This window comes from Chelatococcus sp. KU-N122 (assembly GCF_055391085.1).
This window is the reverse complement of record NZ_AP043981.1, coordinates 1,013,776-1,032,874: the sequence shown is the minus strand read 5'-3', so window position 1 is coordinate 1,032,874 and position 19,099 is coordinate 1,013,776. Positions and strand designations below refer to the sequence as shown.

General features: G+C 67.9%; 16 protein-coding genes. 9 read left to right on the top strand and 7 right to left on the bottom strand.

Annotated elements, in window-relative coordinates:
• Positions 1-196: 196 nt before the first annotated feature.
• Positions 197-1,450: an urea ABC transporter substrate-binding protein gene (urtA, locus tag ACZ5PO_RS04610; RefSeq protein WP_464190733.1), complete on the bottom strand. Its 1,254-nt coding sequence runs from the start codon at positions 1,448-1,450 to the stop codon at positions 197-199.
• A gap of 303 nt (positions 1,451-1,753) precedes the next feature.
• On the opposite strand from urtA, the gene ACZ5PO_RS04605 reads away from it, so the two are divergent.
• Together ACZ5PO_RS04605 and ACZ5PO_RS04600 are read left to right on the top strand one after the other, a co-directional pair.
• Positions 1,754-5,113, top strand: coding sequence for a hybrid sensor histidine kinase/response regulator (locus ACZ5PO_RS04605; RefSeq protein ID WP_464190731.1), 3,360 nt, complete (start codon positions 1,754-1,756; stop codon positions 5,111-5,113).
• The gene (locus ACZ5PO_RS04600) at positions 5,106-6,017 is read left to right on the top strand and encodes a response regulator (RefSeq protein ID WP_464190729.1); all 912 of its coding nucleotides are present in this window, start codon (positions 5,106-5,108) and stop codon (positions 6,015-6,017) included. The genes ACZ5PO_RS04605 and ACZ5PO_RS04600 overlap by 8 nt, the downstream gene beginning before the upstream one ends.
• An 88-nt stretch (positions 6,018-6,105) precedes the next feature.
• On the opposite strand, the gene ACZ5PO_RS04595 is transcribed toward ACZ5PO_RS04600, so the two are convergent.
• Both ACZ5PO_RS04595 and ACZ5PO_RS04590 read right to left on the bottom strand, forming a co-directional pair.
• On the bottom strand, positions 6,106-6,360 hold the full coding sequence (locus ACZ5PO_RS04595; RefSeq protein ID WP_464190727.1) for a Txe/YoeB family addiction module toxin: 255 nt from the start codon (positions 6,358-6,360) through the stop codon (positions 6,106-6,108).
• Positions 6,357-6,611, bottom strand: a complete 255-nt coding sequence (locus ACZ5PO_RS04590) for a type II toxin-antitoxin system Phd/YefM family antitoxin (RefSeq protein WP_464190725.1) — start codon at positions 6,609-6,611, stop codon at positions 6,357-6,359. Before ACZ5PO_RS04590 ends, ACZ5PO_RS04595 begins: the two co-directional genes overlap by 4 nt.
• Positions 6,612-6,996: 385 nt before the next feature.
• On the opposite strand from ACZ5PO_RS04590, the gene ACZ5PO_RS04585 reads away from it, so the two are divergent.
• The 6 genes from ACZ5PO_RS04585 to ACZ5PO_RS04560 all read left to right on the top strand — a co-directional run bounded on the left by ACZ5PO_RS04585 (position 6,997) and on the right by ACZ5PO_RS04560 (position 13,757).
• Positions 6,997-7,869 carry a branched-chain amino acid ABC transporter permease gene (locus ACZ5PO_RS04585; RefSeq protein ID WP_464190722.1) on the top strand — a complete coding sequence of 291 codons (873 nt, stop codon included), beginning with the start codon at positions 6,997-6,999 and terminating at the stop codon, positions 7,867-7,869.
• Positions 7,870-7,872: 3 nt separating this feature from the next.
• A complete protein-coding gene (locus ACZ5PO_RS04580; protein ID WP_464190720.1) occupies positions 7,873-9,009 on the top strand; it encodes a branched-chain amino acid ABC transporter permease in 1,137 nt (378 codons plus the stop codon).
• Positions 9,006-9,764, top strand: coding sequence for an ABC transporter ATP-binding protein (locus ACZ5PO_RS04575; protein WP_464190718.1), 759 nt, complete (start codon positions 9,006-9,008; stop codon positions 9,762-9,764). Before ACZ5PO_RS04580 ends, ACZ5PO_RS04575 begins: the two co-directional genes overlap by 4 nt.
• A gap of 12 nt (positions 9,765-9,776) precedes the next feature.
• On the top strand, positions 9,777-10,592 hold the full coding sequence (locus ACZ5PO_RS04570; protein WP_464190716.1) for an ABC transporter ATP-binding protein: 816 nt from the start codon (positions 9,777-9,779) through the stop codon (positions 10,590-10,592).
• A gap of 120 nt (positions 10,593-10,712) precedes the next feature.
• On the top strand, positions 10,713-12,530 hold the full coding sequence (locus tag ACZ5PO_RS04565) for an AMP-dependent synthetase/ligase (RefSeq protein ID WP_464190714.1): 1,818 nt from the start codon (positions 10,713-10,715) through the stop codon (positions 12,528-12,530).
• A 30-nt stretch (positions 12,531-12,560) separates the two neighbouring features.
• Positions 12,561-13,757 (top strand): ABC transporter substrate-binding protein, encoded by a 1,197-nt coding sequence (locus ACZ5PO_RS04560; RefSeq protein ID WP_464190712.1) that lies wholly within the window; start codon positions 12,561-12,563, stop codon positions 13,755-13,757.
• A 230-nt stretch (positions 13,758-13,987) separates the two neighbouring features.
• Here ACZ5PO_RS04560 and ACZ5PO_RS04555 read toward each other — a convergent pair whose 3' ends face one another.
• Positions 13,988-14,968: a hypothetical protein gene (locus ACZ5PO_RS04555; RefSeq protein WP_464190710.1), complete on the bottom strand. Its 981-nt coding sequence runs from the start codon at positions 14,966-14,968 to the stop codon at positions 13,988-13,990.
• 219 nt (positions 14,969-15,187) lie between these two features.
• Here ACZ5PO_RS04555 and ACZ5PO_RS04550 point away from each other — a divergent pair, with 219 nt between their 5' ends.
• Positions 15,188-15,649 (top strand): YbaK/EbsC family protein, encoded by a 462-nt coding sequence (locus tag ACZ5PO_RS04550; RefSeq protein ID WP_464190708.1) that lies wholly within the window; start codon positions 15,188-15,190, stop codon positions 15,647-15,649.
• 139 nt (positions 15,650-15,788) lie between these two features.
• On the opposite strand, the gene ACZ5PO_RS04545 is transcribed toward ACZ5PO_RS04550, so the two are convergent.
• The 3 genes from ACZ5PO_RS04545 to ACZ5PO_RS04535 form a co-directional block, all read right to left on the bottom strand.
• A complete protein-coding gene (locus tag ACZ5PO_RS04545) occupies positions 15,789-16,415 on the bottom strand; it encodes an FMN-dependent NADH-azoreductase (protein WP_464190706.1) in 627 nt (208 codons plus the stop codon).
• Positions 16,416-16,427: 12 nt separating this feature from the next.
• Positions 16,428-17,996 (bottom strand): isochorismatase family protein, encoded by a 1,569-nt coding sequence (locus ACZ5PO_RS04540; RefSeq protein ID WP_464190704.1) that lies wholly within the window; start codon positions 17,994-17,996, stop codon positions 16,428-16,430.
• 243 nt (positions 17,997-18,239) lie between these two features.
• Complete coding sequence (locus tag ACZ5PO_RS04535) at positions 18,240-19,088, bottom strand: MBL fold metallo-hydrolase (RefSeq protein WP_464190702.1); 849 nt, start codon at positions 19,086-19,088, stop codon at positions 18,240-18,242.
• Positions 19,089-19,099: the final 11 nt, after the last annotated feature.

Below are 19,099 nucleotides of genomic sequence, written 5' to 3'. Positions count from 1 at the left end.
TGGAGCTGCCGCTCTCCGCGTCATGGCCGCGCTTGACCCGGCCATCCATCGGCTTCGTAAAACATTCAATCCCTCAGGGCTGGCCGAACGGGCGTGTCCTGAGCGGATGGATGGCCGGGTCAAGCCCGGCCATGACGGGGGCCCCTCATCAAGCGCCGATCCGACCGTCCGGACGTGGCGCCCCCGTTGCTCGCGACTACTGGTAGCCCTTGGGGAACGGATCGGGCTCGACCAGGTCGGCGGTCTCGAAGATCACGTCGAACTGGCCGTCGAGGCGGGCGCGGCCGACGCGGGTCTTGGACCACAGATGGTGGTTGGGGTGAATGCGCACGTAGCCTTCGGGCGCGCCGGTGAACTCGACGCCGGGCGAGGCGGCGGCGATCTTGTCGACGTCGAAGCTGCCGGCCTTCTCCACCGTGAGCTTCCACAGCCACGGGCCGAGATAGGCCGCCTGCGTGACGTCGCCGATCACCGTCTTGTCGCCCCACATCTTGTGGAAGGCGTCCACGAACTTGGCGTTGTTGTCGTTCTTGAGCGATTGGAAGTACTTCATGCAGGCGTAGGCGCCGGCGATGTTCTCGCCGCCGATACCGTCGATCTCGTCCTCGGTGACCGAAATGGTCAGCAGGGCCTGCTTCGACAGATCGATGCCCGCCGCCTTGAGCTGCTTGTAGAAGGCGACGTTCGAGCCGCCGACCACGTCGGTGAAGATGACGTCCGGCTTGGTCAGCTTGAGCTTGTTGATCACCGAGTTGAACTGGGTGTGACCCAGCGGGAAATATTCCTCACCGACGACTTTCAGCTTGAGGAAGTTCTCGATGTGCTTACGGGCGATCTTGTTCGACGTGCGCGGCCAGATGTAGTCGGAACCGATGAAGTAGAACGACTTGGCGCCCTTCTCCTTGGTGATCCAGTTGATGCCGGCGAGGATCTGCTGGGTGGCTTCCTGACCGGTGTAGATGACGTTCTTCGACTGCTCCAGGCCCTCGTAGAACGTCGGGTAGTACAGCATGCCGTTGTACTGCTCGACCACCGGCAGCACCGCCTTGCGCGAGGCGGAGGTCCAGCAGCCCATGATCGATGCGACCTTGTCGTTGACCAGCAGCTTCTTGGCCTTCTCGGCGAAGGTCGGCCAGTCGCTGGCGCCGTCCTCCTGAATGAACTTGATCTTGCGGCCGAGCACGCCGCCCGCCGCGTTGATCTGCTCGATGGCGAGCTTCTCGGCCTGGATCGAGCCGGTCTCCGAGATCGCCATCGTGCCGGTGGCGGAGTGCAGGATGCCGACGGTCACCTCGGTGTCGGTGACGGCGAGGCCGGTCGTGTTGACGGCCGAGGTCGGCGGTGCGGCGGCGTAGGCGGCCCTGGGCAGCAGGCCCGCGAAGGGCAGGGCGGCCATGCCCATCAACAGTTTGCGGCGCGTATCGGAAATCGGGCCATCACTCGATGACATTCCACCCCTCCTTGCGTGCGGCGGCCGTCACGGCCACCGTGGCTCGCAGAAAAGGCTGAAAGACTTTTGCAGTGCAGCATATACGTCGTTTGACGTATTCTCCCCGATGGCCCCTCCCGCCCACTATGGGCGCCTCTGCTGGCGCGCGTAGGGAGGAGTCCCACCTGTTTCGTCGCGTTTGCCGATGCGAGGTATGAATCTGTCGCCGGGTCCGCTCCTCCCGCCTGCACCTCGGCCGCGCCTGCCGCTGCGGCGCACAATCGATCGGGCCGCCGGCGGCAGCCCGCCGCGGGGAGGCGCGTCATGACCGCGCGGCAGCGAATCATCCCGGTGCGGCGCCAGTACAACCAGTGGGTCGCCGACGAGACGCTCGAGGATTTCGCGCTGCGCTTCACGGCCAAGAGCGCACGGCGCTGGACGGTGGCGCGGGTCGCCAACACGGCGCTGGGGGCGGTGTCGTTCCTGGCGCTCGAGGCCATCGGCGGCACCGTCACGCTCGCCTACGGCTTCGACAACGCACTCGCCGCCATCCTCTGCGTCAGCGCGCTGATCTTCCTGACCAGCTTGCCGATCAGCTACTACGCGGCGCGCTACGGCGTCGACATCGACCTGCTCACCCGCGGCGCCGGCTTCGGCTACATCGGCTCGACGATCACCTCGCTGATCTATGCTTCGTTCACCTTCATCTTCTTCGCCATCGAGGCCGTCATCATGGCGCTGGCGCTGGAGATGTGCTTCGGGCTGCCGCTGCCGCTGGGCTACTTTCTGTCGGCCTGCGCGGTCATCCCGATCGTCATGCACGGGATCACCCTGATCGGGCGCTTCCACCTGTGGACGCAGCCGCTGTGGATCGTGCTGCAGCTGGTGCCGTTCGTCTTCATCGCCATGGCCGACGGGGCCGCCGTCTGGGAGGGCTGGACCAGGTTCGAGGGTGTGCACGGCGCGGCGGTGCCGTTCGGCCTGCTGGCCTTCGGCGCGGCCTCGTCCGTGCTCTTCGCGCTGATCGCCCAGATCGGCGAGCAGGTCGACATCCTGCGCTTCCTGCCGCGGGCGACGCCGGCCACCCGCCTGCGATGGTGGGCCTCGCTGCTGGCCGCCGGGCCGGGCTGGGTGGTGCCCGGGGTGGTCAAGATGTTCGCCGGCGGCTTCCTCGCCTATCTGGCGCTGAGCCACGGGGTGCCGGCGGCCACGGCGAGCGAGCCCACTCAGATGTACCTCATCGCCTTCGGCTACGTGTTCGCCTCGCCGCAGGTGGCGCTGGTGGTCACCGGCGTGTTCGTCATCGTGTCGCAGCTCAAGATCAACGTCACCAACTCCTATGCCGGCTCGATCGCCTGGTCGAACTTCTTCTCGCGGCTGACCCACAGCCATCCTGGCCGCGTCGTCTGGCTGGTGTTCAACGTGGCCATCGCCCTCCTCCTCATGGAGGTCGGCATCTACAAGACGCTCGAGCATACGCTCGGCCTCTACTCGGTCGTGGCGGTGGCCTGGGTCGGCTCGCTGGTCTCCGATCTCGTCGTCAACAAGCCGCTGGGGCTGAGCCCGCGCCACATCGAGTTCAAGCGCGCCCACCTCTACGACATCAACCCGGTCGGCGTCGGCTCGATGTTCATCGCCACTGTGCTGGCGGGCATCGCCGTCGGGGGCGGCTTCGGCGCCACCGCCCAGGCCCTGGCGCCGTTCATCGCGCTGGGGACGGCCTTCCTCGCCGCGCCGGCGATCGCCTGGGCCACGGATGGCCGCTACTACCTGGCCCGCAAGCCGCGCAGCGACTGGCACGATTCGCTGGCGATCCAGTGCTGCATTTGCGAGCGCGACTTCGAGCCCGAGGATATGGCCCATTGCCCGATCTACGCCGGGCCGATCTGCTCGCTCTGCTGCTCGCTCGATGCCCGCTGCCACGACGGATGCAAGAGCGGCGCGCGCATCCAGGACCAGGTGCGCGGGGTGCTCGCGGCGGTGCTGCCGCGATGGGCGACCGCGATGCTCTACACCCGCACCGGCCATTATCTCGGCGTGCTCGGCCTGTTCGCCGTGGTGCTCGGGCTGGTGCTGAGCCTGATCTACATGCAGGCGATCTACCGCAGCCCTGACAGCGGCATGGTGGTAGGCGCCCTCTGGGCGGTGTTCATCGTGTTGATGATCATCGCCGGCGTCGCTGCCTGGCTGTTCGTGCTGGCGCAGGAGAGCCGCAAGTTCGCTCAGGACGAGACCCAGCGGCAGACGTCGCTGCTGCTCCAGGAGATCGAGGCGCACAAGCGCACCGACGCGGCCTTGCAACGGGCCAAGGAGGTGGCGGAGGCGGCCAACCTGGCCAAGAGCCGCTACGTCGTGGGCATCAGCCACGAACTGCGCACGCCGCTCAACGCGGTGCTCGGCTACGCCCAGCTCCTGGACACCGAGGAGGCGGGGCCGCCCGGCCGCCGCAACGGCATCCGCGTCATCCGCCGTAGTGCCGAGCATCTGGCCGGCCTGATCGACGGCCTGCTCGACATCTCCAAGATCGAGGCCGGGCGCCTGCAGCTCAGCCGCGGCGAGATGCGTGTGCAGGAGTTCCTGGCCCAGCTGGTCGACATGTTCAGCCTGCAGACCCACGCCAAGGGGCTGGAGTTCCGCTTCTCCGGCGCCGAGAGCTTGCCGGAATCCGTCTACACCGACGGCAAGCGGCTGCGGCAGATCCTCATCAACCTGCTGTCCAACGCGGTGAAGTTCACCGACCGTGGCTTCGTCTCGCTGGCCATCAGCTACCGCAACCAGGTGGCGGAATTCGAGGTCGCCGACAGCGGCATCGGCATCCGCGGCGAGGACATCGGCCGCATCTTCGAGCCGTTCGAGCGCGGCGAGCTCACCAAGGCGCAGACCACGCCCGGCACCGGGCTCGGCCTCACCATCACCAAGCTGCTGGTCGAGATCATGGGCGGCGAGATCACGGTGACGAGCCGGCTCGGCCGCGGCACCTCGTTCCGCGTCCGGCTGATGCTGTCGGCTGTGCCGAAGGCGCAGCAGGCGGCGCGGCCGTCGCGCCGCGTCGTCGGCTACGACGGGCCGCGCCGCATGGTGCTGGTGGCCGACGACGACAGCGTCCATCTCCAGCTGATGCGCGAGGCGCTGGAGCCGCTCGGTCTCGTCGTCATGACCGCGCCGGACGGCATGGCCTGCCTCACCATCGCCGACCAGTGCAGCCCCGACTTGTTCCTGCTCGACGTCTCCATGCCCGGCATGGACGGCTGGGAGCTGGCGCGGCGGCTGCGCGAGAAGGGGCACGTGTCGCCGATCGTCATGATGTCGGCCAACATCGGCGACGGCAACGCGCCGCGCAGCCCGGACGACATGCACGACGAGGCCATCGCCAAGCCGTTCGACCTCGACCGCCTGCTCGACCGGCTGAAGACGCTGCTGAAGCTCGAGTGGATCACCTCCGACGAGGAGCCCGGAGCGCCGGCGCCGCCACCGGCCATGCTACGCCCCGGCGAGCGCCACGTGGAGGACCTCAAGCGGCTGGGCGAGATCGGCTACATCCGCGGCATCGAGGCGAAGCTCGCCGAGCTCGAGGGGGAATACGGTGACCACAGTCCTTTCGTCGCAGCGCTCCGGGCGCGCATCCGCGAGTTCGATCTCCGCGGCTACATGGCCGTTCTCGACGACGAGCCGCGCCATGACTGACGCGGTCGCCCGCCCCGTGGTGCTGGTCGTCGACGATTCGGCCGAGACCCTGAGCATGCTGACCAGCGCGCTGGAGGGGACCGGCGCCATGGTGCTGGTGGCGCGGGAAGGGGCCGAAGCGCTCAAGATCGCCGAGCGCATCACGCCCGACGTCATCCTGCTCGACGCCGTCATGCCGGGCCTCGACGGCTTCGAGACCTGTCGCGAGCTCAAGCGCAACGCGGCGCTCGAGCCGGTGCCCGTCATCTTCATGACCGGCCTCAGCGAGACCGAGCACATCGTGCGCGGCCTGGAGGCCGGCGGCGTCGACTACGTCACCAAGCCTCTGGTCATCGACGAGCTGCTGGCGCGCATGCGCGTGCATCTCGCCAACGCCCGGCTGTCGAAGAGCGCGCGCGCCGCCCTCGACACGGCCGGGCGTTACCTGCTGGCGGTCGACAGCGGCGGCCGCCTGTTGTGGTCGACGCCGCAGGCGAGCCGGCTGATGGGCCCCTCCGGCCGCCGCGAGGGCGAGCCGGTGCTGCCGCCGGAGGCGCAGGGCTGGGTCGCGGCCCAGGCCGGCAGCGATTTCCAGACGGCGCCGTCGATCAAGCTCAGCGGCGAGGGCGGTCGCACGCTGCGCCTGACCTTCGTCGGCCGGCTCAGCGGCGAGGAGCTGCTGCTGCGGGTGTCCGAAGACGACGCCACCTCCGACATCGCGGCGCTGCGCGGGCGCTATCCGCTCACCGCGCGCGAGGCGGAGGTGCTGGTCTGGGTGGCCCGCGGCAAGTCGAACAAGGACATCGCCGAGATCCTGGGCCTCAGCCCGCGCACGGTGAACAAGCACCTGGAACAGATCTTCGCCAAGATCGGGGTCGAGAACCGGGCCGCCGCGGCGGCCCTCGTTACGCGCACGCTGGGGTAGCAGGGGCAGGTGCCGCGCCCGCTTCAGAGCGGCCGATGCGAGCCGGCCTCATCGCGGTCCGAGGCAAGCAGCCGCGCCTTGCTGTCGCTCAATAGTGGTAGCGGCATTGAGCGATGAGCAGCTGATCGCCTTCGACCCGATAGACAAGCCGGTGTTCCTGCGACAATCGACGCGACCACCAGCCGGCGAGCGGGCCGCGCAACGGCTCCGGCTTGCCCGTCCCAGTGAATGGCGTCCGACTGGCTTCCTTGATAAGTGCATTCAGGCGCGCGAGCAGCTTCGCGTCCGAAGCCTGCCAGTGCAGATAGTCCTCCCAGGCTCGTTCGTGGAAAACAAGCCTCACTCGCTGAGCTCGTGCTCAGTCCCCTTGCCGGCATCGAGGTCGGCGACCGCTTCAAGCAGCCGCTCGGCGTTGGCGGGCGGGCGCAGCAGATAGCGCGTCTCCTCATAGGAGGCGAAATCTTCCAGCGACATCAGCACGGCGGCGGGCTTGCCCTTCTCGCGTGTGATGAGCACCGGGGCATGGTCGGCCGCCACGCTGTCAAGCATGGCCGCTAGGTTCTTGCGAAGCTCGCTGTAGGAGGTCGTACGCATAGGGATATCGTACAGAAATGCGTACGACATTTCAAACTCTAGTCCGCTTGCCGCAGGAGAGTTGGCAGCCCGACAGGACCGGGTCGAGGCAGACGTAGCGGATGGCGTAGGGCCATCTGCGTCTCGTCCATCACCACCGAGCCGAAGAACTGCGACATCGCCGACATCCTTGGCCTCGGCCCGCGCACCGTGAACAAGCACCTGGAGCGGATCTTCCCAAGGTCGCACGAGAACCGTGCCGCCGCGGTCGCCCTAACCGCCCGCACGCTGGGGTAGCGCAGACGCCGGATAATCGCGCTCCTTGACAATCTCGATCAAACGATAGTTAGGTGCGGAAAATGCCGCGTTCCACCTGGAGGCGACGGCAAGGGGGACGCGAGGGCGGATGCTGGATTTCATCCAACAGTCCATTGGCGGGATTGCGCTCGGCTGCGTCTACGGCCTGATCGCACTGGGCTTCGTGCTGATCTACAAGGCGACCGAAGTCGTCAACTTCGCGCAGGGCGAGCTGATGATGCTCGGCGCCTTCCTGTCCTTCACCTTCATCTCCACGCTCGGGCTCAACTACTGGCTGGGCTTTGCGCTGGCCGTGCTGTGCATGGCCGTGCTCGGCAGCGTCATGGAGCGGCTGGTGGTGCGGCCGATCCTCGGCTATCCGCAGTTCTCCATCGTCATGGCGACCATCGGCCTCGGCCTCGTCGTGCGTTCGCTCGCCGGCATGTTCTGGGGCACCGACGACCTGCGCATCGAGACGCCGTTCACCGGCGGCGTGTTCCGCATCGGCGGCCTCGTCATCGCCGCCGACAGCCTGTCGATCATCGTGGCGACGGTGCTGCTCTGCGCCGTGCTCTATTGGTTCTTCCGCTATACCAAGATCGGCATCGCCATGCAGGCCACGTCGCAGAACATGCTGGCGGCCTATTACATGGGTATACCAGTCAAGCGCATCTTTTCGCTGATCTGGGCGATCAGCGCGATGGTGGCCTGCATCGCCGGCGTGCTGCTGGCGCCGATCACCCTGATCCACGCCAACATCGGCTTCCTCGGGCTAAAAGCCTTCCCGGCGGCGGTGCTGGGCGGCTTCTCCAGCATCCCCGGGGCGCTGGTGGGCGGCGTCATCATCGGCGTGGTGGAGACGCTGTCGGGCTTCTACCTGCCCGAGGGCTTCAAGGACGTCGCCGCCTACGTGGTGCTGCTCGTGGCCCTGATGGTGATGCCGCAAGGCCTGTTCGGCTCCCGCGCGCTGAAGAAGGTCTGAGCGATGCACCAGCGGGTCAAGACCGAATACAGCCAGGATCTGCGCCTGTTCCGCAGCGCCGGGCAGGTGTGGAGCTACGCGGCGCTGGTCGCGTTTCTGCTCGCCGCCCCCTTCCTGTTCGGCAATTACCTGCTGAGCCAGATGGTGTTCGTCATCATCTATGCGATCGTCGGCATCGCCCTCATCATCCTGTCGGGCTACACCGGCCAGGTGTCGATCGGGCATGCGGCGTTTCTCGCCATCGGCGCCTACACGGCCGCCTATTGCCAGCGCCAGGGCATTCCCTTCGTCGCCTATTTCGTGCTGGCCGGCGCATTGACCGGCGTGGTCGGCTATCTCGTCGGCCTGCCGGCACTCCGGCTGCACGGCGTCTACCTCGCCATCGCCACGTTCGCCTTCGCCTTCATCGTCGAGGAGATCCTGGCCCGCTGGGAAAGCGTGACCAACGGCAACGAAGGCATCATGCTGCAATTGCCTGATCTTTTCGGCCTCAAGCTCGGCGACACCGGCTTCTACTATCTCTGCCTGGCGGTGGTGACGGTCATCATGCTCGGCGCCATCAACCTGCTGCGGTCGCCGACGGGCCGCGCCTTCGTCGCGCTCCGCGACAGCGAGACCGCGGCGAAGAGCATGGGCGTCAACCCGGCCCGCTACAAGACGCGCTCCTTCGCCATCTCGGCGGCGGTGACGGGCTTGGCGGGCGTGCTCTACGCCCACAAGCTGTCGTTCATCAGTCCGGAGATGTTCACGCTGTCGCTGTCGATCGAGTTCATCATGATCGTCATCATCGGCGGCATCGCCAGCCTGCGCGGCGCCGTCTTCGGGGCGATCTTCATGATCATGGTCGACCCGATGCTGGCCACCTTGAAGGACGACCTGCCGACCTTGGCCGCCAATCTGGCCTCGTTCGTCGGCCTGAACGGCGGAGCCGCCCAGGAGGCGGTCGGCCGTGTCGTCAATGCGCCCGGCCTCAAGACACTGATCTTCGGGCTGATCATCATCTTCTTCATCATCTTCGAGCCGTTCGGCCTCGCCGGCCGCTGGGAGAAGATCAAGCTCTATGTCCGCCTGTTCCCGCTCTACAAGGCGACGACGTTCAAGCGCCAGAAGATGTACCTCAAGTCCGAGCGCGGCCGATGAGCTACCTCGCCGTCGAAGGCCTCTCCATCCAGTTCGGCGGTCTCAAGGCCGTCGACGACGTCAGCTTCCAGGTGGCGCAGGGCGAGGTGTTCACCATCATCGGCCCCAACGGTGCCGGCAAGACGACGGTCTTCAACATGATCAGCCGTCTCTATACGCCGACGGCGGGCCGGATCGTCTTCAAGGACGAGGACATTACCCGGCTGCCCGTGCAGATGGTCGCAGCGCGCGGCATCGCCCGCACCTTCCAGAACATCGAGTTGTTCGAGAACGCCTCGACCCTGGACAACCTGCTCGTCGGCCGCCACCGGCACAGCAGCACGTCGCTCGTCGAGGACATCCTGTTTTCCCGGCGCCTGCGCCGCCAGGAGCTCGAGCACCGCGAGGCGGTGGAGCGCGTCATCGAGCTGCTGCGCCTGCAGCACTGCCGCGACATGCTGATCAGCGGCCTGCCCTACGGCGTGCGCAAGGTGATCGAGCTCGGCCGGGCGCTGGCCATCGGCCCCGAGCTGCTGCTGCTCGACGAGCCTTCCTCCGGCCTCAATGTCGAGGAGACCGACGACATGGCCTACTGGATCCTCGACATCCGGCGGCGGCTCGGCATCACCGTGCTGATGGTGGAGCACGACATGTCGCTGGTGAGCCGTGTGTCCGACCGGGTGCTGGCGCTGAACTACGGGAAGATCATGGCGCTCGGCACCGCCCACGAGGTGCAGACGCATCCCGACGTCGTCGCTGCCTACCTTGGTACGTGAGGCGCCCCGACCATGTCCGAGCCCGCCACCCGCGACCGCACCGCGACCTCCGCCCCCGACGGGCCACTGCTCAAGCTGAGCAACGTCGAGAGCTACTACGGCCCGATCCTGGCGATCCGCGGCATCAGCCTGGAGCTGGCGCGGGGCCGCATCGTCACCGTGCTCGGCGCCAACGGTGCCGGCAAGACGACGATCCTGAAGACCATCTCCGGCGTGCTGGATCCGGAAAAGGGCTCCGTCGAGCTGGAAGGGAAGCCGATCCAGCGCATGGCGCCCGACAGGGTGGTGCGCCTCGGCATCAGCCACGTGCCCGAGGGGCGCGAGGTGTTCCCGTTCCTGTCGGTGCGCGACAACCTGCGCATGGGCGCCTTCCCGCGCGCCGATCACGACGCCGTGCACCGCGACCTCGAGAAGGTGTTCGGCTATTTCCCGGTGCTGAAGGAGCGCGAGCATCAACTGGCCGGCCAGCTGTCCGGCGGCCAGCAGCAGATGCTGGCCATCAGCCGCGCGTTGATGGCGCGGCCCAAGGTCCTGCTGCTGGACGAGCCCTCCCTCGGCCTGTCGCCGCTGCTGGTCAAGGAGATTTTTAGGATCATCCGGCGGCTCAACGACGAGGAGGGCGTCTCGATGCTCCTGGTCGAGCAGAACGCTCATATCGCGCTGGAGACGGCGCACTACGGCTACGTGCTGGAGGTGGGGCGGATCGTCATGGACGGCACCTGCGCCGACCTGATGAAGTCCGACGACATCCAGGAGTTCTATCTCGGCATGAAGCAGGACGGCGATCGCGGCGAGCGGCGCTGGAAGAAAAAGAAGACGTGGCGGTGAAGATTTGGCGATGAAGATTTGGCGATGAAGATTTGGCGGTGAAGATTTGGCCGTGAGGAGTTGGCGGTGATGGCCCGGCTGCCGTTGCCGCGACGCCCATGGAGGGGAGAGAGAGGCCCGATGGCAGCGCAGATTGCCGTCCCCGCGCTGGCGGAGACCTTGCCGCACACGCTCGAGCGCAGCGCCCGCGAGCGGGCGACGGCCGTCGCCTTGCGCGAAAAGCGGCTCGGCGTATGGCGCAGCATCAGCTACGGCGAGCTGTGGGCCGCGGCCGGCCGCTGCGCGCGGGGCCTGATCGGCCGTGGCTTCGCCCGCGGCGACACCGCGCTGATCGTCAGCAGCAACCGGGCCGCCTGGGTCGTGGCTGATATGGCCGTGCTCATCGCGGGCGGCGTGTCGGCGGCCGCCTACCCCTCGCTGCCCGCCGACCGGCTCGCCGCCCTGGTGCGCCACATCGGCGCCAGCGTCCTCGTCGTCGAGGACGAGGAGCAGCTGGACAAGGCCCTCGCCATCAAGGCCGCCAACCCGGCCGTGACCACCATCGTCGTGATGGCGCCGGAAGCGCCGGTCGACGAGGATGCCACCGTCGTGCTGCTCGACCGGCTGGGGGAGGGGGATGGCGCGGCGTCCGAGCCGGAGCTCGTGGCCCGGCTCGCCGCGGCGAGCCCCGACGATATCGCCATCGTGGTCTTCACCTCCGGCAGCACCGGCCAGCCGCGTGCGGTGCCGTTGAGCAGCCGCAACGTCTGTTCGGCGCTGGCGCTGCGGCTCGCAGCGCTGCCGGCGCGGACCGACGAGGAGCAGCTGTCGCTGCTGCCGCTGGCGCTGTGTGCGGAGCGGATCCATGGCCTCTATGCCGCGCTGGCGACCGACACGTGCGTGCACTTCCCGGAGGGGGCCGACACCGTCTTCGACAATTTGCGGGAGCTGGAGCCGACATCGGTTGCCGCCATCCCGCGCGTGTGGGAGCGCTTCTATTCCAACGTCATGCTGGCGCTCGCCGCGGCGACGCCGCTCCAGCGTCTCGCCTATCGCGCTGCCATCGCCATCGGCTTTCGTGCCGCCGACCGGCGCACCGCCGGGCAGCGCGTGTCGCCGCCGCTGGCGCTGGCCCGGCTCGCCGCCGATTGGCTGGTGCTCAACGGCGTCCGCAAGGCCATCGGCCTCGGCCGTGCCCGCTGGCTGATGACGGGCGGCGCGCCGCTGTCGGAGGAGCTGACGCGCTGGTACGGCGCGCTCGGCCTGCCCGTGGTCCAGCTCTACGGCCAGGCGGAGACCGCGGCCACGGTCGCGCTCACGCCGCTCGACGCGCCGCGGCCGGGCACCGTCGGCCGCGTGCTGCCGGGCCTCGAGGTGAAGACCGCCGCGGACGGCGAGGTGCTGGTGCGCGGCGCCGGCGTCTTCCGTGGCTATCTGGGCGATCCCCGGGAGAGCGCGCGCGTGCTCGCGGACGGCTGGTTCCACACCGGCGATGTCGGCGAGCTCGGCGCCGACGGCTACCTCAGGATCATCGACCGGGTGAAGAACGTGATGGTGACCGCCACGGGCGCCCGCGTCATGCCGTCCGAGATCGAGAACCGGCTCAACCTGTCGCCCTACATCGCTGACGCGGTGGTGATCGGCGAAGGTCGCCGCAATCTCGCCTGCCTGATCCTGATCGACTACGACCACGTGGTGCGCTTCGCCCAGGACCACGGCGTACCCTTCACCAATTTCCAGAGCCTGAGCCGGTCACCCGCCGTGAGCGAGCTGATCGGGCGGGAGATCGACAGGCTGACCGCGGCGGCTCCCGGTGCCCGGATCGAGCGGTTCGGACTGATCGACGTCGAGCTCGCGCCTGGCGACGAGGAGCTGACGCCGGCGATCAAGCTCAGGCGCGGCCTGGTTCAGGAGCGGTTCAAGGGCCTGGTCGAGGCCATGTACCGGGAAGCGGCGTAACAGCGCCCACGCGATACGGAGGAGGAGACGATGCGGACGACATACCTGACGATCCTGGCGGCTGCCGCAGCAGCGTGGGCCGCGCAGCCGGCGGCGGCCCAGTTCAAGACCCAGGGCGTGACCGACACGGAGATCGTGTTGGGCACGCACCAGGATCTGAGCGGCCCGATCAAGGCGTGGGGCGTTCCGGCCGCCAACGGCCTGAAACTCGCCGCCGACGAGATCAATGCGGCGGGCGGCATCAACGGCCGCAAGATCAAGCTGGTCATCGAGGATTCCGGCTACGATCCCAAGAAGGCGGTGCTGGCGACGCAGAAGCTGATCGAGCGCGACGGGGTGTTCGCGATGATCTCGCCCATGGGCTCGGCGACGACGCTGGCGCCGCTGCCCGTCGTGCAGCGGGCCGGCATCCTGCATCTGTTTCCCATCACGGCGGCGGAATTCACCTACAAGATGGATCCGGCCAAGCCCGAGGATCGGCTGAAGTTCAATATCTTTGTGCCGTATTACGACACCATGCGCACCGGCATCCACTGGGCGCTGAAGAACAAGGGCTTCAAGAGCCCCTGCATCATCTACCAGGACGACGAGATGGGGAAAAACTTCACCGATGCCTACAAGGATGAAGTCGAGGCCCTGAAGCTCAAGGCCGGGACGATGGCCTCCTTCAAGCGCGGTGCCACCGATTTCGGCTCGCAGGTGGCCAAGGCCAAGGCCGACGGCTGCGACCTGGTGGCCCTCGGCTCCGTCGTGCGCGAGTCCGTCGGCATCGTGACGACCGCCAGGAAGCTCGGCTGGGAGCCCGGCTTCGTCGCCTCGACGCCGACCTACGTGCCGGACTTCCCCGACCTCGGCAAGGAGAACGCCGAGGGCGTCTACGGCGTCGGCCAAGTCGAGATCATCGACCCCGCCACCGCCACCGGCAAGGTCAAGGCCTTCATCGACGCCTACAAGGCGAAGTTCGGGGTCGAGCCGAACAACCAGGTCATCGCCGGCTACAACGGCCTGATGACCTTCGCCTTTTTCGCCGACCTGGCCGGCAAGAACCTGACCACCGAATCCATGCTGGAGGCGCTGGAATCGGGCAAGGCGTTCAACGACATCTTCGGCAGCCCGCCGATCAAGTTCTCCAAGACCGATCACCTGGGGGTGGCGGAGGCCCTCGTCGCCCAGGTCAAGGGCGGCAAGTGGGAGACGGTGGTCAAGAACCAGGACTACAAGGACTGAGGCCTGCCGTCTGCTGGCCGGGACACGGCTCCATCAGAACGACTGGAGGGCACTCCTCTCCCCGCGAGCGGCGATCGGATTCACACGTCTGTGGCGCTGGCGGCGCAGCCGCCTACCTCTCCCCGCAAGCGGGGCGAGGTGCGCGGCCGGGACCGTCAGAAGCCTTCTGCGACTGACCAAAGCGTCGGAGTCAAGATCTAAGCTTGTCCAACGCTTCTGAGGCGGACTTCCTACCTGGGCGCCACCGAGGCAGCCAGCCGTTCGAAGCGGCCCATGAAATCGGGCCGGTCGACCTGCGGCACGATGCCGACCACGCGCACGTAGCGCGCGCCGTCGAAGCGGATGCTCTGTTCCACCGCCATCGGCGCGTCGGTGTTGCGGTCCCGGGCGTGGCCGGACACGTGCACCCAGGTGGTGCCGTTGCCCTTGTCGGCGTCGACGCGGTCGATCTGCGCCGACTTCACGCCGGGAATCGAGAAGAACAGCTTGCGCGCGAAGCTCTCCCGCATCGGCGGCGCGGGCACCCGGCCCAGGCTGCTGCCGATGATGATCACCGGCTGCGAGCCGTCCCTCACCACGTCCTTGGGGCCGTCGGTGTAGTAGACGCTGGATCCGGCCACGACGCGGACCGGCCGTAGTCCGGCGTTGTCGCCGACCTGGAACGGCAGGGCGGCCATCTGCTCGCCGATGCTCAGGGGCGCCCGGAAGGTCAGCGTGCGCAGCGCGGCCTCGATGGCGCTGTCGGGCAGGGCGACCGGCCCGACCTGGTCGGGCAGGACGTTCTGCTCGTCGGCGCGGGCCTGCACCGTCACCAGAGCGCTGGCATCGGCCCCTTGCGCCATCAGGATCCATTTGCGGACGCGGATGCGGCCGGCCTGCTGCGTGCCGCGCATGAGCCTGCCCTCGACCCCGCCGGGCAGCGACACGTTCTCGATCGGCGCGGTGAGCTCGATGCCCTTGGTCTTGAGCGCGTCGGGCGTCATCCCGTCGGCGAGGGTGCGGTAAGCCGTCTTCGGCATTTCGACGATGATGATCGACGCCTGTGCGGCGCGGCTTTCGAAGCCGGCAAACATGGCCGACTGCTGCATCGCCGACGGCGGCACCATGCCGACGCTGCCGTTCTTGGGGAAGACGACGACCTCGGCGCGCAGCCCGCCGGCCGTCAGCATCAGGGCGGCGAGGGCGATGAGTAGGGTATGGGCCAGCCTCATTGTCAGTCTCCTCCGCGAGAGCATGTCCCGTTTAGATGTGCGCATCCGACCGGATGGGAATGCCCCGGCCCGCAAATTCTGGAGCGGTGCCACGAGGAGCGCCGGCACGGCGTCCCGGGCTCGAGCTTTGCAAAACCGCGCGACGTGTCTATCTGAGCGGGCGATCGAGCCTCCTATCGCATCGTCTGCGTCCACATCGCCCTCTTCAAGCCATCGACCATGAGCCTTGAATCCGTACGCGCCTTTTTCGCCGATAATGCGCCTGACATCGACATTATCGAGATGACCAACAGCACGGCGACCGTGGCCTTGGCCGCCCAGGAGCACGGGGTCGAGCCCGGCCGCATCGCCAAGACGCTGTCGCTGCGCGCCGGCGACCAGGTCGTGCTGGTGGTCGTCCGCGGCGACGCGCGGCTCGACAACAAGAAGGCCAAGGCGGCGTTCGGCGGCAAGGTGCGCATGCTCGGCACCGACGAGGTGGAGGCCGCGACCGGCCATCCGGTGGGCGGCGTCTGCCCCTTCGGGCTCGTCCAACCGCTGCCGGTCTATTGCGACGTATCGCTCAAGGCCTTCGACGAGGTGGTGCCCGCCGCCGGCTCGATCCACACCGCCGTCCGCATCGCGCCGCTGCGCATGGCCGAGCTCACCGGCGCCGCATGGGTCGACGTCTGCGCGGGTTGAGCTTGCACACAAGTCTTGACGGCTAAGCGCTTGGGCAGCCGCTGCGCACCCTCTCCCCGCAAGCGGGGCGAGGTACGCCGCTGGACCATTGGCCGCCTTTGCTGCGACCGAAGCAAGCGCCAACGTCCCTGTGGCGTAATCAAAACCCCGCCGCCATCTCGACCAGGTGGCGGTGTGCGGCCTCGCGGGCCAGCCGCGCCGGCTCGGCGGCGCCGGCCGTCGGCCCGATCAGGACGAAGCGAACGTCGCTGATGCCGATGAAGCGCAGGGCCTCGCGCAGATAGGGGGTCGCCATGTCGATGCGCCCGCGGTTCATGCCGGTGACGAAGTCGCTGCCGCTCGCGACGATCACGATCGTCGGCCTGTCCTTCAGAAGGGGGAGATAGCCCCGGTCAGGATCGAAGCGGAAGGTGAGCCCGGGCTGGATGATCAGGTCGAACCATTGCTTCAGCTTGTAGGGGATGCCGAAGTTCCACATCGGCGTGGACACGAGCAGGCGCTCGGCGTCGGCGAAGCGCAGCACCATGCGCTCCAGCATGGCGAACGCCTCGCGCTCGGCGCCGCTGAATGGACGCCCGCCCAGGCGCGCATACTTGGCCTCCAGCGCATCGCCGGTGAAGTCCGGCAGCCTCTCGTGCCAGACGTCCATCACGTCGATGTCCCAGCCGGGCCGCGTGGCGGCGAATCGCGCCAGGAAGGCCGCGGCCCCGGCCGAGGACTCCGAGGCCGCGCGCGGCGAGCAGCGCAGATGGAACAGCTTCGGCACGGCTCTGGGCCCTCACCCGAACGCCTTGATCACCGCATCCGCGCGCGTGACGACGGCGACGTTCTGCATGGCGAAATTGATCGAGGCGTTGTGCCATTCGGCGTTCATGGTCGAGCAGCAATCCTCGGGCACGATCATGAAATAGCCCTTGTCCGCCCCGGTGCGCGCGGTGTGCTCGATCGACATGTTGGTCCAGGCGCCGGTGTCGATCAGCACGTCGCGGCCGGTCGCCTTCAGGATCGTTTCCAGCCTAGACCCTTCCCAGGCGCTCATGCGCATCTTCTCGACGATGAAGTCGCCCGGGCGGGGCTCGAGGCCGGCGACCGGAGCTGCCCCCCAGGTGCCGCGCACCAGCGCCCGGGAATCGGCGAGGCCCTCGAACAGGGGCGCGTTCAGCGTCAAGCCCGGCGCGCCAGGCTCGACGATGAACCAGACGTGGATCACGACGACGCCGCGCGCGCGGGCGGCATCGGCCAGGCGGCGCACGTTGTCGACGACGCCCTGGGCGCGCGCGTGCGTCGGCGCGCCCGAATCCGCGAAGGCCCCCCCTTCCATGATCACATCGTTCTGCAGGTCCTGGATGATCAGCGCGCAGCGCCTCGGATCGAGCTCGATGCCGTCGGCCCGGAGGAGTGGGGCGGCTGCGGCCGACGCCGCGGCGGCGGCGCCTCTGGCGGTCATGTAAGGCTCGTTCCGCGGTCCGACCTTGGTCGCAACCGTGTAAACCGAATGCGTCGCCGTCATGAACAGGGTCCGGAAGTCGGCGCCGCCCCAGGCGAGGTTGGCCACGAGCTCGGGCACGCGGACCTTGCCCAGCAGGTCGCCGTTGGGCGCGTAGACCCACACGCCGCCGGGCGCCGTCACCCAGACGTTGCCGAACTGGTCGCACTTCATGCCGTCGGGCACGCCGGGCTCGAGCTCCGAGCGGATGCCGCTGGCGAAGACGCGGGCGCCGGACAATGAGCCGTCGGCTTCGACGTCGAAAGCGCGGATCAGCGCCTGCACGGTATCGTTGACGTAGAGCCGCTTTTCGTCCGGCGAGAAGCAAAGGCCGTTCGGCTGGTCGAACAGATCGCGCGCCACCACGAGCTGCGGCGGCCCGCCGCCGGGGGGCAGGCGATAGACGCCTTGAAAACCCAGCTGGCGCGGCCGCTCGACGCCATAGACCGGCATGCGGCCGTACCATGGATCGGAGAAATAGATGGCGCCGCTCGCATGCACGCAGACGTCGTTCGGGCTGTTGAGCTCCTGGTTCTCGAAGTGCGAGGCGAGCACCTCGCGCCGTCCGTCCGGGCGCTCGCGGATCAGCGACGACGTCGCGTGCTCGCAGACGATCAGGTTGAGCTCGGCATCGTAGGTCATGCCGTTGCATTTGTTCGCGGGGCGCTTGACCTCGGCGACACCGCGCGCCGCGTCCCAGCGGCGCCGGACATCGGCGGGCATGTCCGAGAACAGCAGGTACTGACCGACCGGGTGCCAGATCGGCCCCTCGGTGAAGGTGAACCCCGTGCCGAGCTGGCCGACGGGCGCGTAGGGATCGATCAGGTTCTCGAATTCAGGGCGCAGCGTGGCGTGGGTCATGGCGATGATCCGCTAATGGCACTGCACTGAGGGTGTGTCGGCTTGGCACCTGCTGAGCCACCGCGCACCCGCGCCCCGCTTGCGGGGAGAGGGCAGGGGTGAGGGGGCTTGCCGCGTGACGCGACCGACCCGGCGCCCTTTCCTGCACGCCCCCTCACCCGGCTTGCGCTTGCGCGCAATCCGACCTCTCCCCGCAGGCGGGGCGAGGGGCGAGGTGCGCGGTTGCGCTGTCGGCGGCCATGCTCAGGCCGGGAACCAGTTGCGGGCGGGCAGGGACTGGACGATCGGGCCCGGCACCTGGTCGTGCAGCCGGCCGACGACGTTGCCGCCCTCGATCTTGCAGGGGCGGTCGTGCACCGGCAGCAGGAAGCGGGAGCCGCTGACCAGCTTCTTGATCGCCGCCTTTTCCGCGCGCTTGGTAGTGCCGTGGTTGCCCGTGGTGCGCGGCTCCGCGTCGTGGATCTCGCGGAAGGGGTCCACGAGCTGATCGTTGATGTCGTAGAGCACGTCGCCGCAGATCGTCGCGATGCCCTCGGCGGTGTGGACGTGGATGTTCATCGAGCCTTCGGTGTGCGCGTTGGCCGCCTCGCAGTAGACGCCCGGCATCAGCTCGACCGGGCCGGTGATCTCGAGGTCCAGGAAGCGCAGCGCGCTCCGGGTGTGCAGCCGGTCGATCAGATGCTTGATGTCGGGGGCGGGATACTGTGGGTGCATCAGGCCGGAGACCGAGTATTCGAGCTCCTTGCGGTTGAGGACGACCGTGGTGTTCATGGGAAACAGGTCGTCCTTGCCGGCGTGATCGATGTGCAGGTGGGTGTGGCAGACGAAGCGGACGTCGCCCATGCGCACGCCGTGGCGCGCGAGCTGGTTCTCGATCATGTTCTCGTGGAACTGGAGGCCGCGCATGCCGAGCGTCTCCATGATCTGGTTGGAGCGGTAGCCGGTGTCGATGACGACCGGGTAGGGACCTCCGATGATGAGAAAACCGAGCGTCAGGACGCGGCGCGTGCGTCCACAGTCGCGACCGAGCACGAGAAAGCTCGATTCCAGCTCGATGTCTCCGTAGTCGAGGATCTTGATTTCGAGCGCCATGTCGTTTCCAT

Excerpts from the sequence above, each read along its gene's own strand:
- ACZ5PO_RS04560 (WP_464190712.1), top strand. The coding sequence starts at position 12,561 with ATGCGGACGACATACCTGACGATCCTGGCGGCTGCCGCAGCAGCGTGG.
- ACZ5PO_RS04585 (WP_464190722.1), top strand. The coding sequence starts at position 6,997 with ATGCTGGATTTCATCCAACAGTCCATTGGCGGGATTGCGCTCGGCTGC.
- urtA (WP_464190733.1), bottom strand. The coding sequence starts at position 1,450 with ATGTCATCGAGTGATGGCCCGATTTCCGATACGCGCCGCAAACTGTTG.
- ACZ5PO_RS04555 (WP_464190710.1), bottom strand. The coding sequence starts at position 14,968 with ATGAGGCTGGCCCATACCCTACTCATCGCCCTCGCCGCCCTGATGCTG.
- ACZ5PO_RS04580 (WP_464190720.1), top strand. The coding sequence starts at position 7,873 with ATGCACCAGCGGGTCAAGACCGAATACAGCCAGGATCTGCGCCTGTTC.
- ACZ5PO_RS04550 (WP_464190708.1), top strand. The coding sequence starts at position 15,188 with ATGAGCCTTGAATCCGTACGCGCCTTTTTCGCCGATAATGCGCCTGAC.
- ACZ5PO_RS04575 (WP_464190718.1), top strand. The coding sequence starts at position 9,006 with ATGAGCTACCTCGCCGTCGAAGGCCTCTCCATCCAGTTCGGCGGTCTC.
- ACZ5PO_RS04540 (WP_464190704.1), bottom strand. The coding sequence starts at position 17,996 with ATGACCCACGCCACGCTGCGCCCTGAATTCGAGAACCTGATCGATCCC.
- ACZ5PO_RS04590 (WP_464190725.1), bottom strand. The coding sequence starts at position 6,611 with ATGCGTACGACCTCCTACAGCGAGCTTCGCAAGAACCTAGCGGCCATG.
- ACZ5PO_RS04605 (WP_464190731.1), top strand. The coding sequence starts at position 1,754 with ATGACCGCGCGGCAGCGAATCATCCCGGTGCGGCGCCAGTACAACCAG.
- ACZ5PO_RS04600 (WP_464190729.1), top strand. The coding sequence starts at position 5,106 with ATGACTGACGCGGTCGCCCGCCCCGTGGTGCTGGTCGTCGACGATTCG.
- ACZ5PO_RS04565 (WP_464190714.1), top strand. The coding sequence starts at position 10,713 with ATGGCAGCGCAGATTGCCGTCCCCGCGCTGGCGGAGACCTTGCCGCAC.
- ACZ5PO_RS04570 (WP_464190716.1), top strand. The coding sequence starts at position 9,777 with ATGTCCGAGCCCGCCACCCGCGACCGCACCGCGACCTCCGCCCCCGAC.
- ACZ5PO_RS04535 (WP_464190702.1), bottom strand. The coding sequence starts at position 19,088 with ATGGCGCTCGAAATCAAGATCCTCGACTACGGAGACATCGAGCTGGAA.